Consider the following 14,258-nt stretch of genomic DNA (forward strand, 5'->3'; position numbering starts at 1 on the left):
AAAAACTTCTGTTTTTATCGTTTGAAAAAGAACAAATTTTATCCATACATTTGGCAACTATGATTTGGTCATAGAGTGAATGGATAAAAAGATACATTACTAGATACTTTATACGTGTACGCAATGGAACAATAAAATTCACATTTCCGAAAGGGGAATTATAATGATAAAACTTGTACTTATTCGTCACGGACAAAGCTTATGGAATCTTGAAAATCGCTTTACTGGATGGACAGATGTTGATCTATCAGAGAATGGATTAAGTGAAGCGAGAGAAGCAGGAGCAATATTAAAGAAAAACGGATATACTTTTGATGTGGCTTATACATCAGTATTAAAACGCGCAATTCGGACGTTATGGATTGTACTTCATGAGATGGATCTTACTTGGGTTCCAATACATAAATCTTGGAAGCTAAATGAAAGACATTATGGTGCATTGCAAGGGCTGAATAAAGATGAAACTGCACAAAAATATGGTGAGGAGCAAGTTCATATTTGGAGAAGAAGTGTTGATGTAAGACCACCGGCTCTTACTGAAGACGATCCTCGATATGAAGCGACCGATCCAAGATATAAAACACTCAAAAAAGGTGAATTTCCATTAACTGAATGTTTAGAGGATACGGAGAAGAGAGTACTTGCTTATTGGCATTCAGAAATTGCGCCGACATTAAAAAGTGGTAACAAAGTAATTATTTCATCACACGGTAACACAATTCGCTCGCTAGTAAAATATTTAGACAACCTTTCAAGTGATGGTGTAGTTTCATTAAATATTCCCACTAGCATTCCGCTTGTTTATGAATTAGACGAAAACTTACGTCCGATTCGTCATTATTATTTAAGTATGGATGGAGAAGTACCTGAAGGGGAAATTCCGAAACATATTTCTTTTTAATACGAAAATTTGAAATGAATGCTTGTCTACATATACAATATAGACTCATGGTAAAGTGAAATTTTAATCAGTGGGGGTCTTACTGCCCACAAATAACAGGATAAAAGACGTGGTACTTTCTAATATATATGCGATGTAGCTAATTTTAGAAGCTTGTCCACGTCTTTTGTCATAAAGAGAGCAGCTTGCGCATGTAATGATATCGTGAGTAGTTTTTGAATGGAGGGTGATGTGATTAATGATCTCTAACATTCGAATTGGCCTATTTGTTTTAGCGATTGTCTTTGTAGTCCTTGTTTTCTTTTATTGGAAAAATGAGGAGTTGTACGAGGAGAAAAAGCAACGTATTAGAAAGACTTGGTATGGTTTGTTTATCATATCTGTCACCGTGTATTTCATGATAAAAGGAATTGATTTAACCCTCTGGAAAAATCTTTTAATGTTTACTGCAATGGTTATTTTTGTTGATATTGCGTTCATTTTAACACCTAATATTTCAGAAATATGGGGTGCGAAATTTAGTGATATTGGCAAGACAGTTCAATCAATAAAACGATCATTAATTGCATCTAAAGCGAGAGGAGAAATATACACGACAATTATTCAAAATGTTAATCCATCAGTATTCGGTACGATGGAATGGCATACGGAAGAGGAATATACAAAGAGCTTAAATGCATTTTTAGATTCATATGGGGAAAAGATTGGTGCGAAAATTGTTGTTTTTGAAGCCGCGAAGGAATTAAATACAAACTTTCGTGGTATTCGCTCGCAATTTAGTATTATCGTTCCGTTAGAACATATCGAGCAATTGAATGAGCAGAAAGCGGTGCAAGTAGAAAATGTCGGGATTATACCAGCAAAAATAGTAAGTGACGTTTTCATTGTTATTGATGGAAAGAAAAATAACCTGCAAGATCGGGATTTTGAAAATGTATATAATTTAACAATACATCATAGTTATTTTAGTAAATAAGGACAGAATCTTTTTCTGTCCTTTTCTTCTATACATAAATTAAAAACAAAATCCGACAAAGTTGAATAAAATTGGACAATCATTCCTACACTAGCATGTAGAGGTGATTGTAGTGGTAAAAGATTATGACAATGATTTTTTTAAAGAAGGTAACGAAGATACAACAGATTTCTCTTTAATAAAAGGGGATACGTTGCAGCAAGTAGAAGAATTAGAAGAAGAATTAAAAAGAAAATCATAAGTGTACACTCTTTCTACATTTGCTATATAATATAAATAAAAGGTTGTATCTTTTGGAAAAGGGGGAGAAGAGATGGCTGAAGTCAATGTACAAAAGTCTTCGTTTTTTAAAGAAAAAAAAGAAGAATCAAATACAGATTTCTCTCTTGTGAAAGGTGCATTAACTCAAAATGTAAATCGATTAGAAAAACTTATAGAGGCGATCCCATATAAGTATATAAAAGAGGGTAATTTAAAAGAGAATGCGTAAAAGCATTCTCTTTTAAATTACTTCTTTATGATTTGTTTATCCGCTATTTCTTTTTTTGTTTAAAAATAATTTTATACATATAATATCCAAGAGCTGCAAAAATAAATCCAATAGCAGCACCAACTATTTCTCGCATAAACAATAAGTATAAAGAAGCAATAATTAGGGCAAATAAGATTAAAAGTAGTACATACTTTGAAATAAATTCTAACCCTTTGTACACTAGTAGAATTACACCTGAAAGAACAGTGATGATAGGTAATATCCTATTTTCGAAAAGACCTTCCTTTTTTTGGTTAGAATTCTGATGTTTATTCAATATAAATATACTCCCGTCTTAGAGGATTAATGTTTTATTAGTTTTGCTATTCCATTTTCGAAAAGATTTTTGGTTAAATAGGTTATATCAAAGGAATCATTTATTATATTTCGAGTTAATAGCCATTGGGTGTTTGGTGATTCAATAACAAAGAATCCATTGTCAGAAATAACCTCATTCTTTTCGGTTGTATTTAGGCGCATAATAGTGTAAATAGACTGTGTTGTTTTTAAATCCATTATAAAATCTACTTTTTTATAATATCAAATATTATTATTAAATAGTAGATTAATATTGGTAATTTTATGATAATTAACAAAAATAAAAAAGAGAGAACGTCAGGTAGGAGTTAAAGGTACATCAGATTTCTCTTTAATAAAAGGAGATACTTTGCAGCAAGTAGAAGAGTTAGAAGAAGAATTAAAAAGAAAATCATAAGTGTACACTCTTTCTGCATTTGCTATATAATATAAATAGAAGATTGTATCTTTTTGAAAAGGGGGAGAAGAGATGGCTGAAGTAAATGTACAAAAGTCTTCATTTTTTAAAGAAAAAAAGGAAGAATCAAATACAGATTTCTCTCTTGTAAAAGGTGCATTAACGGAAAATATAAGTCGGTTAGAGAAGTTAATGAATAATAGTACTTCAAAATATATGAGAGCAAAAAAAGAGAAAGAAAATGCATAGTGCATTTTCTTTCTCTTTTTATATGCAATTTTAATGTTTAACGAGCGGATATTAAAGTATGAAATAGAAAAGGAAAATAATGAATCATGGTATAATGATAAAAGACTTACATACTATTTTTTCATTTTGAGAGGAGCTTGAACATGTATTCTACTTTAGAACAATTAACAAAGCACCCTGTATTTTATCATTTTGCAGAAATTTCAAAGATTCCTAGAGGATCAGGTAATGAAAAGGAAATTAGTGATTATTTAGTGGGCTTTGCAAAAGAGCGTAACTTAGAAGTCATTCAAGATGAAGCATTAAATGTCATTATTAAAAAAGAAGCAACAGCTGGTTATGAAAATGTACCAGCTATTATTATTCAAGGTCATATGGATATGGTTTGCGAAAAAAATCAAGCAACAGTACATGATTTTGAAAAAGATCCAATTGAATTAAGAATCATTGGGGATATGTTATATGCAAATCAAACAACTTTAGGTGCTGATAATGGTATTGCAGTTGCGTATGCATTAGCTTTATTAGATTCAAAAGAAATTACGCATCCAGCACTTGAAGTCGTTATCACTACTGAAGAAGAAACGACAATGGGCGGGGCTTTTGCTATTGATCCAAATCATTTTGAAGGAAAGATATTTATAAATATTGATTCTGAAGAAGATCATAAATTACTTGTAAGTAGTGCAGGTGGTGCGAAAGCTGTTGAAACAATTCCCGTAATTTGGGATGAAACGCCAGCGAATATGGATGCATACCGTCTATATGTTGGTGGTCTAAAAGGCGGACATTCTGGTATGGAAATTGATAAACAACGCGGTAATGCGAACAAAGTATTAGGACGAGTATTACGTGATTTATCAGCACATACGGAGTTTAACATAAGTGAAGTTCACGGCGGATTAAAAACGAATGCAATTCCGCGTGAAAGTGTAGCTACAATTTTAATTCGTACAGAAGATGTAGGACAAGTAGAAGAAAAACTAGAATCATGGACACGTGTATTACAAGAAGAAATGCGTGCTGTTGATCCAGATGTTCATGTTACACTGACAAAATTGGATGAAAAAGTTGAAAAAGTATTTGCTAAAGAGACACAAAAGCAGCTTATTTCATCATTATTCTTAATTCCAAATGGCATTCAAAGTATGAGCATGGATATTAAAGGTCTTGTAGAAAGCTCAACAAATTTAGGCGTTATTGAAACGTTGCAAGATGAAATTAAATTACGTAACGAAGTGCGAAGTTCTGTAAGTAGTTTAAAACAACATGTTGCAGAAGAAATCAAATATATTGCTGAATTAGTTGGTGCTACATTTGAAATAGAGTCAGAGTATCCAGAATGGCCATACAATCCAAACTCACAAATTCGTAATTTATTTGAAAAAGTGCATCAAGAAAAATACAATAAAGAAATTGAAATCTTCGCTGTGCATGCGGGGATTGAGTGTAGCGCATTCGTTCAAAAAATGCCTGAATTAGATGCAATTTCATTCGGACCAGACATTTTTAACGTCCACACTCCAGATGAACATATCAGTATCTCTTCTGTAGTGAATAACTGGGGATTCTTCATTGATGTAATGAAGGGTACAAAAGAATTAGCTAAGTAATAACGACGAAATAAAAAGGAGCCTATAAAAATTTATAGGCTCCTTTTTTGTATTGGAATTTATCCCGCTATTTGCAGAGCAGCCCGATTGGTTTAACTAACAATCAGTGGGGGATGAATAAAACCACTACTGATCAAAGTTTCACTTTATGAGAAGTCATTTTTCGTTAGTATGTAATATTAAGCTTGAACAATTAATAAGGATGAATTGTTGATGTTTTTTAGTACTGATGAAGGGGTGGAGAAATGAAGGGAAGAAAGCATTTTATTGTTTGTATGTTTTTATTGTTCTTCACATTTAGTTTTATTGGTGTTCAGAAAATAATAGCAGAAGAAGTTGAATTTACAGGAACAACAGCTCCATTGAATGTAAATGTTAGAGAGGCAAAAAGTTTGAATGCAAATATTGTAGATGTGATTCCCGGAAATACAACAGTATCTTTTAAAGGATGGGAGTATGGTGAAGCGGTTAAAGATTACTGGACAGGAAATTTAGATAATCGTTGGTTTTATTATTTTAAAGATGGAAAAAAAGTATATGTAACGTCAGCGTATATTAATGGAAATCCTCCAAATACATCAATAGATCGTAAATTATCTGTACCTAACATATTACAAGAAAGATCAAATTGGTGTTGGGCAGGCACTTCGGTTTCAGTTTTAAATTATTTTGGGAAAACTCCTTCACAAGATCAGTACGTTAGGTATGTTAAGGGTGGATCATATAATAATCCTGCAACTTCACGTGAAATACAATATGGATTATCGGGATATGGTGTTAGCTCAGCTATAAGTTCTGGAGCAAAATCGTATGATTGGTTCAAAAGTCAAATTAATAGTAATCAGCCGATGATTGCACTCATTATGTGGCAAAATGGAGCTAACATCGGACACTTTGTAGTACTTGATGGATTTTATAAAGGGACAAATGGAACAGATTATATAACGTACATGGACCCTTGGTATGGTGATCATTATAATCATAATTTCAGTACGTTCCATAACAATAATAATTTTTGGTGGAGTGAAACTGTTTATAATATCCATGCAAACTAATAATATTAAAAGCGGGGGTTCATAAATGGGAAAACTACTTAAGCTTGTGATACCGTGCATGTGCTTAATGACCGTTATTATTTTCGCTAGTAAAATTAGTTATGCATCAAAAAATAAAAGTGAATCAGTACAATCGATCGCATTAAAAGATTATCAATATAGTAAGGGAAGTTCTTCTGAAAATTTAAGTTTTGAAAAAATAACAACATCTCCATTTTCGTTACCAATCTATGCAACAATTCCAGCACAGCAAATTTTAAATAGCTCTGAATTTAAGAATTTACTATTACCAACAAATGAAAAGCTGTGGTTTATTATGAAGGGTGAGCAGCCAGAAGGACTAATTGTTGCGAATGATATTGAACCGATTCGAACGGGCGGAGAAAATAGAAGTAAAGATTTATATGGATTATATACAGCAATAAAGAATAATACAAATGAAACAAAAGATATTAGTTATTTCGAATTTGAAGGGCAAGGAATATTGGTAGTAAATCAAAATAATGATCAAGAAATATACCTTAGTAAAGGTGCCGCTGCCATATTAAAACTTCCTACTGGTCAAAAAGTATTGAGCAGTGAAGTATTACAGAAAATGAAAGAGAGAATTGTAACTGCTTTTGAATAGTTAAATATAAACTGAATAAACAAATTAATAAATGAATGAATATGTATTTAATATGAAATTTCATGTACTGTATTATTTTCGAAAATAATACAGTACATAGTATAAAAAGGATAACAAAAGAAAAGAGTGTAAGATTTTATGAAAAAATGATGATTATAGTAGAAATAGTTGATTCTTACTTGTTTTGTATAAAGTTCGATTCAAATTACACTTTACATTTAAAATATTTAAATAATTAAAACGGAAAAGCTTGACCTTCACACTATGTAAAGGTTTACAGTAAGACAGAAAAGGAGGTTAAGAAATGAAAAAAATAACGAATTTGTGTATGAGTGCTATACTAACCACATCTATTTTCAGTGGTTATGCTCTAGGGAAGGGGATTGAGAAAGTTCAGGCGAAGGAAATTGAAAAAACGCAAAGAAAAGATATGAAGAAAGTAGAGGTGCGAAAACAAATAGGAAAGTATACAATGCCAGATGAAAAAAACAAACATGAAGGAACATGGCTACAATGGCCTCATGAATTTACATATGGGCAAAAATATCAGCAAGAAGTAGAGCCAATTTGGATTCAAATGACAAATGCTTTAAGTAAAGGCGAAAAAGTTCATATTGTTGCATATGATCAAGAAGAAAAAGAAAGAATTACTGAGGTTTTAATAGATCACGGGGTAAATATGGAGAAAATTGATTTCTTTATCGCACCTACTGACGATGTATGGGCGAGAGATACTGGACCAATTTTTGTTTATGATAATGACAAAAATCTAAAGATATTAGACCCAGGATTTAACGGATGGGGAAAGAAAACACCATATAAGAAAGATGCTCGTCTTCGTGAGAATCTTAGTAAACAGTTAGGAATTGAAAGAATTGATTGGAATAAATTTGTTCTTGAAGGTGGCGCATTTGAATTAGATGGTAATGGAACTGCTTTACTAACTAGAAGTGCTGTAACGAATAAAAATAGAAATGCAAAATTGTCAGAAAAAGATATTGAAAAATATATTAGTGACCTTGGGGTAACAAATTTTATTTGGTTAGATGGAGTACCTAACTTAGATATTACTGATTTTCATATTGATGGATTTGCAAAATTCCACGATAAATCTACTATTATAACATTAAACAAAAAAGATTTAGCTGAATGGGGAACGTCTGATAAAGATATTAACAAGTTGTTGCAGGCAAAAGATGCTGAGGGGAATAAGTACAAGTATGTATATCTGCCGCTAAGCAAGAATAATGTTACATTAGAAAATGGGAAGCAGCTTGATTATAAAGGTTCATATATTAATTATTATATAGCGAATCAAGTTATCTTAGTTCCTAACTATAATGATCCTAATGATAAAATAGCAAATGAGATGATTCAAAAACTTTATCCTGATCGTAAAGTTGTGGGAATTGATGTAAGAGAGCTTTATAAAAATGGTGGTATGATCCATTGTATTACTCAACAACAACCAATTAATTTAAAATAATATATTTATAGTGTTTAGAGAAGTTTTCTATTTCTTATGAGAACCTGTTTATCCATAGGATAGGTAAAGATGCGATGGCATTTTTACCTATTTTATTATATTTTTTATCCTGCATTAACGGGTAGCTCGAATGATTAAAGTTTCACTTTATAAGTTAAGTATACCTTTCCTATAAACTGAAGAAACCCACCCTTTTTGAAAAAAGCTTAATCAAAATGGATGGATTTTCTACATTAAAAACTATACTTGCTGTTGAAGAAGAAACATTGTCTAAAGGTATGTTTTTACCTTTTAAAAGTCGTTCGAATCCCTTCAATAAAACATCCAAAGAGTCCTCTATTATCGGGGTTTTAAAAGTTTCTGGTACAATCATTCTTACTAAAATATCTAAATACAATCTATATTTTTTCTTTTAGCAAGCCATACATGCCCATCACCTTCAGAATTACCTTAAATAATAAAAGTTCAGCGACTTTTCTGTTTTTATTTGTAAATGAACACATTATACTTGGCCAATTATTGTGCAACCTTTTCGAATAAATGATTTTCTTTATTTGAAAATAAGGGTGCATCTATAAAACCATAATGATAAACTAAAATACCTAATTCCACTCTAGAATTAATATGCCATTTTTCTTTAATATGATTAATTATCGTTGAAATTCTTCGAGGGGTAACATATATTTTTTTTGAAATTTCTACATCTGTAAATCCTTTTGCTACATAAATAGCCACTTCTAACTCTCTTTCGGTCAACATTCTTTTCATAAAATACGCTCCTTCGAAATTATTTATATAAAAATCAAAAGAAACTATTAAAAGAAATAAAGGTGAAAAATCATATTTATTTTAATCTGGCTATTTGCGGGTAGTAAGACTCCCACCTCAAAATTTAGATGTGGCAAAGAAGTCGGACTCCCTGAAAAAGCCTGCCTGGAGTGGACTAATAATCAGTGGGGATGAATAAAACTCCCATTGATTATTAGTGAACCATATTTTAATAATTTCTCGTATTGTCATTCAAGTTTGCAAAAAAACTATAAATCCATATAAATAGTAATTGTAACTATACTAATTTTACATTACATTAAAAGTTGGAAAATATTCTTATACTCATAAAGTGTTACATTTGAGGGAGGAAAGATGGAATTCTACAATCTTGGTATTATTATTAAAGAACTTAGAAAGAAAAAAAACATGTCACAATCTGAATTATGTCATGGAATATGTTCACAAAGCCAAATTAGTAAGATAGAAAAAGGTATTATTTATCCATCTAGCATATTGTTGTATCAATTATCTGAAAGACTTGGTATTGACCCAAATTATATATTTGCGCTAACGAAAAACAAAAAAATAAAATATATTGAAAATGTAAAATGTGTAATGAGAGATTGTGTGAAACAAAAAGAATATAATGAGCTTTACGAAATAGTGAAAAAAGAGAAAAACGAAAATAATTTCCAATCAAAAGAAGATAAACAATTTCTATTATGGCATGAAGCGATTGCTATATATTATGTAAATGGAGCAACAATTAATGCTTTTGACATTTTAAATAGAGCACTAAAACAAACCTTAAGTAGTAGTAACTTTTTATCAGAAAAAGAAATAAGCATAATGAATTCAATTGCTATAATACATGCAGAAAATGAAGACTATGAGAAAAGCATAAATATATTAAAACAAAGTTTAATTAATTTTAATAAGATAGAATTCCCTAGAGAAAAAGAAATCAAATTAAGACTCATTCATACGTTAACAAAATGTTTACACCTTGCAAATCAATATGAAGAAGCAATAAAGTATAGTGAAATAGGCATAAAATTAGCTATAAATATGAATACTTTATACTTATTAGGTGAATTGTTTTTTGAAAAAGGTGCAATTTTATTAAAAGTTCAGCACTCTAATGAAGTTGGTTTAACATACATAAAAAAGGCATTATTTATATTTGAATTAACAGAAAGAAAACAATATATAAAAATGATCAGGGATAAATATATTAAAAATCAAGAATAAACAAGAAATAATTCTAACATAAGTTATTCCTAATTGGTATTTATTCCTAAAAAAAGTGCTGTAATACGAACTATTCCTAATTGTTATTTATTGCTAAAATAAATACCGTAATATTAGATAAATATAAAGGGTGGCATTTTATGAAATCAAGAGGAATTACTCGTAAAGCAGATAGCATGGGGCGTATTGTTATTCCAATGGAAATAAGACGGAGTTTAGGAATTGTAGAAAAAGATTCTCTTGAAATGTTTATAGAAGAGGACCAGATTATTTTACGAAAATATCAATCACCAAGAGCTTGTGCACTTACAGGGGATATTTCAGACAGCAATATTTCGTTAGCGAATGGGAAGATTATTGTAAGTCCAAACGGGATGGAACTGTTAATAAAGAAGTTACAGCAATATCTTTTAAAATAAAAGGTAAGTAAGAAATTTAAAATAGAATATACTTGGAAAAAGGTCCTCTATCACCATTTAGGGGACCTTTTTATTGTTATCAATAAAATTGAGAGGCCGTAGTTGGTTCAATGAAATACGAATTACCTTATAAATAGTCTGACTATTTTTTATGAAAAAACTATTTATTTACATTTTTTGGTTTCGTGTTATATTTTTAGTGTCAATATATTTATCTTGAAAATTCTGATTTTAAACTCAAGAAAACTTTAGAAAATGAAATACTCTTACTTGAATTGAAAATCATATAAACATAGTTTGAAAGTAAAGTATGAAAATGAATCAGATTTTCAAATTAAATTTGCCAATTTAACGGAGATTCGTGGGGGAAATGTGACTAAGAAGAAATCTCTTATACTCCACGTTTTTTATCTGTAAATTGGTAGTTCTAATAGCTTTGAAGAAAAGCAAAGGAGCAAAAAAGAAGTAGGTAGTCATTTAATAGAAGATATGGTGTGAAAAAATAAAACAACGGAGGTTTTATAATGAATAAAGGAACACTGCAGATTACAGAAATCGAAGAAATTAGCATTCCTAATGTATTGAAGGATAAAATGAAGAATCTAATAGACCATGAATTAAAAACTCATAATCCTTATACTTGTGATCAAGAAATAGCTGCAAGCTTTTCAAGAGAGTGGCTTAATTGTTTGATTGATTATTTAAAGAAAACTTCGAATTCAGACATGAAAAAACTACTACATATGATAAAAGTAGCGAATTGTGGTGGGAACGTACCACCTACTCTTATTAAAAATATTCCATGTGATCCTATGGAAACACTATTACCTGGGGAGAATCGCAAAGGTTTTAATTATGGTGAAGACGAAGACGATAGAATGAAAAAATATTTTTATGCAGAATGGGTCACATGGCTTTTCGCCACACTTTTTAATTATGATGCTTTAATTCACCCATCCGAACATGCAGGGAAAAATAGATTTCACCTCATTTCCCCTTTGAACAACGATGAAGTTTTGCGAAATGTCGGTGCAAGCACCGGTGGTGGGAACTTTTATCAACATAACGATGCTACAGTGTATACAGATATGAAAGACCAATCAGATATTGAAGCAAGATTGAAAACATTCAATACGAATTTAGAAATTGTATCAAATAGACTTAATAAATCCGTGGAACGAATAGTGTCTGAAATTACTTGTGGAAAATTTACTAGAGTTGATGCTCTTTTATTAAAAGGAGTGTTAAATTTAAAAACTCAAACTCATATTGGAACGCCAAAATTACTTCAAAAGCATCTTGAAGAAAATCACTTCAGTAAAGATGATATATTGGCGATAAGTAAAATGCCTATTGCTCATATCGCAGGAATGGCGGATGGTGAAATATCTGGATTTGTAGGGGAAATAAACCAAATTATATTTTTGGATGATAATGGTGATATTATTGCAACTTGTTTGAATGGAGCAGAAAATAGATTGATTTATGTGGGAGAAAGTGAAGAAGAAAAATTGAAATTTGACATATTTTTAGAACTCTTACGAACAACGCCCACTTATAAGGTTCCACTTACATCTGAAGATTTATTAATTATCCCAAATTCATACTATGGTAAACAAACAAATGTAACTCATGGTAGGGAAAGGTTATCTGAGGAAGAATATAAAATCCCGATTGGAGATAATAAGTACGGAAGAAGAATTGTTTGCAGGCAGTACGTTTCCAGCCGATTACGTGATCAGAAAGAAAGTTACTTTACAGATATCATTAACTAGTTTAAAGAGAGGAGGGGCGATGGGGAGGTTTGGGTTATAATAGCTCAAGCCTGCCCCTATTCTTTGTATGGATTTTACTATTGAATTACTCATACTACTATTTTTAGTAGCTGTATTAGCAGGATGGATAGATACAATTGCTGGGGGCGGTGGTATGATAACTATCCCGATAATGTTATTAGTAGGTATGTCTCCTTCTGTAGCGATAGCAACTAATAAACTACAAGGGAGTAGCGGAACCCTCATGGCAACAATGATTTTTATTAAGAAGAAAGAAATTAATCTCAAAGATATGCGTTTGTCCATCTTAATGACCTTTTTGGGATCCGTTTTCGGTGGATGGCTTGTTTTACAGATACGGGCAGAATATCTAATCATGATATTACCTTTTTTACTTATTATTATTGGTCTTTATTTTCTATTATCTCCAAATATAGCAAACGAAGATCGACCGAGAAAAATAAGTATGTTGTTGTTTGCGTTAACAGTGGCTCCATTCCTTGGATTTTATGATGGTTTCTTTGGCCCAGGAACAGGTAGTTTAATTGCTTTAGCGTTCATTCTCTTATGTGGATATAGTGCTACACGGGCAACTGCAAATGCTAAGATTTTGAATTTTACAAGTAATTTCGCTGCTTTGTTGTATTTTATTATTTTTGGCCAAATCGATTGGACAATTGGATTGATTATGATGCTTGGTCAAATTATAGGATCATATATTGGGGCGAAGATGGTGCTTACAAAAGGGACGGCATTAATACGACCAATAGTGGTTATTGTTTGCTTTGTCATGGCAATTAAAATTTTTTTACAAAATATAAACTGAATGTAATCAATATATTATTTGGATCAAAGTTTGAGTGTTTTCATGTTCTTATTGCAGTATTACGCTGTTTAAGATGTGTTCAAAATTACACAATTTGACTAGTGTAATGTATTGCGTTATGCTTTTTTTAGTATAAAAGAAAGGCTTGAAGATAATGATTCGTCGTTTGAGAAAGCTAAAAAATGTAGCTGTCGTAGTAAGCTTCTAAGTAAATAGCAAAATATATAATACTTAGAAGCGAGGAATAAAGTTATGAAGTATCCATTATTTAATCATTGGTCAGAAACAAAGTATATAAAAGATATAGTAACAAATCCACTCATTGAAGTGGGAGAGTACTCCTATTATTCAGGCTATTATAGTCATCAAAATTTTGAAGATGGCTGTGTAAGGTATTTGTGGGGGGATGCTAAGTCTCAAGCACTTTTCAATCCAATTGAACAGATGGGATGGCATCTTGATAAACTCATTATTGGGAATTATGTTTGCATTGCAAGTGGAGTAGTCATTTTAATGGGTGGTAACCATAATCATCACTCAGAATGGATTACAGTATATCCATTCGCTGAGCAAATTGAACAATCATATGAACCTAAGGGTGATACAGTCATAAAAAGTGATGCTTGGATTGGAATGAATGCTATAATAATGCCTGGCGTTACTATTGGTGAAGGGGCAATTGTTGCTGCAGGATCTGTCGTAAGTAAAGATGTTCCGCCGTATACAATAGTTGGTGGAAATCCTGCTAAGGAAATAAAGAAACGATTCACTGATACAGAAATAAACATGTTAATGGAAATGCGTTGGTTTGATTGGGATAGGAAATTGATTGAGAAGGCAATTCCGCTGTTATCTAGTCCATCCATCGAACCATTATTTGCTTTTTATAAAAATGAAGTGAAAAATAAATAAATCAGTTAGAAAAACTACATCCAGTATAGGGTGTAGTTTTTTTATTACAAAAAACTAATAGTTTAGACTAAAGAAAATTCATCTCTAATATAAGTCTAGCAAATAGCTGAATTGAGTAATTAAAATCCTTGATAGCTAATAAAGCATTA

16 protein-coding genes are annotated in these 14,258 nt (G+C 31.3%); 14 read left to right on the forward strand and 2 right to left on the reverse strand.

Annotated elements, in window-relative coordinates; translation table 11 throughout:
• The first annotated feature begins 163 nt into the window (after positions 1–163).
• The 4 genes from gpmA to spoIISB (CQ064_RS33745) all read left to right on the forward strand — a co-directional run bounded on the left by gpmA (position 164) and on the right by spoIISB (CQ064_RS33745) (position 2,367).
• Complete coding sequence (gene gpmA / locus CQ064_RS24725) at positions 164–901, forward strand: 2,3-diphosphoglycerate-dependent phosphoglycerate mutase (RefSeq protein ID WP_000594152.1); 738 nt, start codon at positions 164–166, stop codon at positions 899–901.
• 238 nt (positions 902–1,139) lie between these two features.
• Positions 1,140–1,877, forward strand: a complete 738-nt coding sequence (locus CQ064_RS24735) for a type II toxin-antitoxin system SpoIISA family toxin (RefSeq protein ID WP_000624982.1) — start codon at positions 1,140–1,142, stop codon at positions 1,875–1,877.
• Between the two features lie 112 nt (positions 1,878–1,989).
• Complete coding sequence (locus tag CQ064_RS24740; RefSeq protein ID WP_000237819.1) at positions 1,990–2,118, forward strand: hypothetical protein; 129 nt, start codon at positions 1,990–1,992, stop codon at positions 2,116–2,118.
• 72 nt (positions 2,119–2,190) lie between these two features.
• The gene (gene spoIISB / locus CQ064_RS33745; protein WP_000852631.1) at positions 2,191–2,367 is read left to right on the forward strand and encodes a stage II sporulation protein SB; all 177 of its coding nucleotides are present in this window, start codon (positions 2,191–2,193) and stop codon (positions 2,365–2,367) included.
• A gap of 43 nt (positions 2,368–2,410) precedes the next feature.
• On the opposite strand, the gene CQ064_RS24750 is transcribed toward spoIISB (CQ064_RS33745), so the two are convergent.
• Complete coding sequence (locus CQ064_RS24750) at positions 2,411–2,686, reverse strand: hypothetical protein (protein WP_001032898.1); 276 nt, start codon at positions 2,684–2,686, stop codon at positions 2,411–2,413.
• Between the two features lie 510 nt (positions 2,687–3,196).
• Here CQ064_RS24750 and spoIISB (CQ064_RS33750) point away from each other — a divergent pair.
• The 5 genes from spoIISB (CQ064_RS33750) (at position 3,197) to CQ064_RS24785 (ending at position 8,155) form a co-directional block, all read left to right on the forward strand.
• Entirely contained in the window at positions 3,197–3,373 is a 177-nt protein-coding gene (gene spoIISB / locus CQ064_RS33750; RefSeq protein WP_000852630.1) for a stage II sporulation protein SB, read from the forward strand.
• A 143-nt stretch (positions 3,374–3,516) separates the two neighbouring features.
• Positions 3,517–4,986, forward strand: coding sequence for a beta-Ala-His dipeptidase (gene pepD / locus CQ064_RS24770; protein ID WP_000287547.1), 1,470 nt, complete (start codon positions 3,517–3,519; stop codon positions 4,984–4,986).
• 245 nt (positions 4,987–5,231) lie between these two features.
• On the forward strand, positions 5,232–6,041 hold the full coding sequence (locus CQ064_RS24775; protein ID WP_000678371.1) for a C39 family peptidase: 810 nt from the start codon (positions 5,232–5,234) through the stop codon (positions 6,039–6,041).
• Between the two features lie 25 nt (positions 6,042–6,066).
• Positions 6,067–6,669: a hypothetical protein gene (locus CQ064_RS24780; RefSeq protein ID WP_000517270.1), complete on the forward strand. Its 603-nt coding sequence runs from the start codon at positions 6,067–6,069 to the stop codon at positions 6,667–6,669.
• A gap of 304 nt (positions 6,670–6,973) precedes the next feature.
• Complete coding sequence (locus CQ064_RS24785; RefSeq protein WP_000724490.1) at positions 6,974–8,155, forward strand: agmatine deiminase family protein; 1,182 nt, start codon at positions 6,974–6,976, stop codon at positions 8,153–8,155.
• A 516-nt stretch (positions 8,156–8,671) separates the two neighbouring features.
• On the opposite strand, the gene CQ064_RS24795 is transcribed toward CQ064_RS24785, so the two are convergent.
• Positions 8,672–8,923, reverse strand: coding sequence for a response regulator transcription factor (locus CQ064_RS24795; protein ID WP_000827555.1), 252 nt, complete (start codon positions 8,921–8,923; stop codon positions 8,672–8,674).
• Between the two features lie 375 nt (positions 8,924–9,298).
• Here CQ064_RS24795 and CQ064_RS24800 point away from each other — a divergent pair, with 375 nt between their 5' ends.
• The 5 genes from CQ064_RS24800 to CQ064_RS24820 all read left to right on the forward strand — a co-directional run bounded on the left by CQ064_RS24800 (position 9,299) and on the right by CQ064_RS24820 (position 14,109).
• Positions 9,299–10,177: a helix-turn-helix domain-containing protein gene (locus CQ064_RS24800; RefSeq protein WP_000397973.1), complete on the forward strand. Its 879-nt coding sequence runs from the start codon at positions 9,299–9,301 to the stop codon at positions 10,175–10,177.
• Positions 10,178–10,317: 140 nt separating this feature from the next.
• On the forward strand, positions 10,318–10,596 hold the full coding sequence (locus CQ064_RS24805; protein WP_000842216.1) for an AbrB/MazE/SpoVT family DNA-binding domain-containing protein: 279 nt from the start codon (positions 10,318–10,320) through the stop codon (positions 10,594–10,596).
• Between the two features lie 524 nt (positions 10,597–11,120).
• Entirely contained in the window at positions 11,121–12,371 is a 1,251-nt protein-coding gene (locus CQ064_RS24810) for a hypothetical protein (protein ID WP_001032615.1), read from the forward strand.
• Between the two features lie 67 nt (positions 12,372–12,438).
• Entirely contained in the window at positions 12,439–13,197 is a 759-nt protein-coding gene (locus CQ064_RS24815) for a TSUP family transporter (RefSeq protein ID WP_000347983.1), read from the forward strand.
• Positions 13,198–13,449: 252 nt separating this feature from the next.
• Positions 13,450–14,109: a CatB-related O-acetyltransferase gene (locus CQ064_RS24820; protein WP_000876934.1), complete on the forward strand. Its 660-nt coding sequence runs from the start codon at positions 13,450–13,452 to the stop codon at positions 14,107–14,109.
• Positions 14,110–14,258: the final 149 nt, after the last annotated feature.

The organism is Bacillus sp. MYb78, assembly GCF_002975115.1.
In the GTDB taxonomy this organism is placed as follows: Bacteria; Bacillota; Bacilli; order Bacillales; family Bacillaceae_G; genus Bacillus_A; species Bacillus_A cereus.

Bases quoted from the DNA above. Each gene is read 5' to 3' on its own strand.
- CQ064_RS24785 (WP_000724490.1), top strand. From the start codon at position 6,974: ATGAAAAAAATAACGAATTTGTGTATGAGTGCTATACTAACCACATCT.
- CQ064_RS24805 (WP_000842216.1), top strand. From the start codon at position 10,318: ATGAAATCAAGAGGAATTACTCGTAAAGCAGATAGCATGGGGCGTATT.
- CQ064_RS24795 (WP_000827555.1), bottom strand. From the start codon at position 8,923: ATGAAAAGAATGTTGACCGAAAGAGAGTTAGAAGTGGCTATTTATGTA.
- gpmA (WP_000594152.1), top strand. From the start codon at position 164: ATGATAAAACTTGTACTTATTCGTCACGGACAAAGCTTATGGAATCTT.
- CQ064_RS24815 (WP_000347983.1), top strand. From the start codon at position 12,439: ATGGATTTTACTATTGAATTACTCATACTACTATTTTTAGTAGCTGTA.
- CQ064_RS24820 (WP_000876934.1), top strand. From the start codon at position 13,450: ATGAAGTATCCATTATTTAATCATTGGTCAGAAACAAAGTATATAAAA.
- CQ064_RS24775 (WP_000678371.1), top strand. From the start codon at position 5,232: ATGAAGGGAAGAAAGCATTTTATTGTTTGTATGTTTTTATTGTTCTTC.
- pepD (WP_000287547.1), top strand. From the start codon at position 3,517: ATGTATTCTACTTTAGAACAATTAACAAAGCACCCTGTATTTTATCAT.
- CQ064_RS24780 (WP_000517270.1), top strand. From the start codon at position 6,067: ATGGGAAAACTACTTAAGCTTGTGATACCGTGCATGTGCTTAATGACC.
- CQ064_RS24810 (WP_001032615.1), top strand. From the start codon at position 11,121: ATGAATAAAGGAACACTGCAGATTACAGAAATCGAAGAAATTAGCATT.
- CQ064_RS24735 (WP_000624982.1), top strand. From the start codon at position 1,140: ATGATCTCTAACATTCGAATTGGCCTATTTGTTTTAGCGATTGTCTTT.
- spoIISB (WP_000852631.1), top strand. From the start codon at position 2,191: ATGGCTGAAGTCAATGTACAAAAGTCTTCGTTTTTTAAAGAAAAAAAA.
- CQ064_RS24800 (WP_000397973.1), top strand. From the start codon at position 9,299: ATGGAATTCTACAATCTTGGTATTATTATTAAAGAACTTAGAAAGAAA.
- spoIISB (WP_000852630.1), top strand. From the start codon at position 3,197: ATGGCTGAAGTAAATGTACAAAAGTCTTCATTTTTTAAAGAAAAAAAG.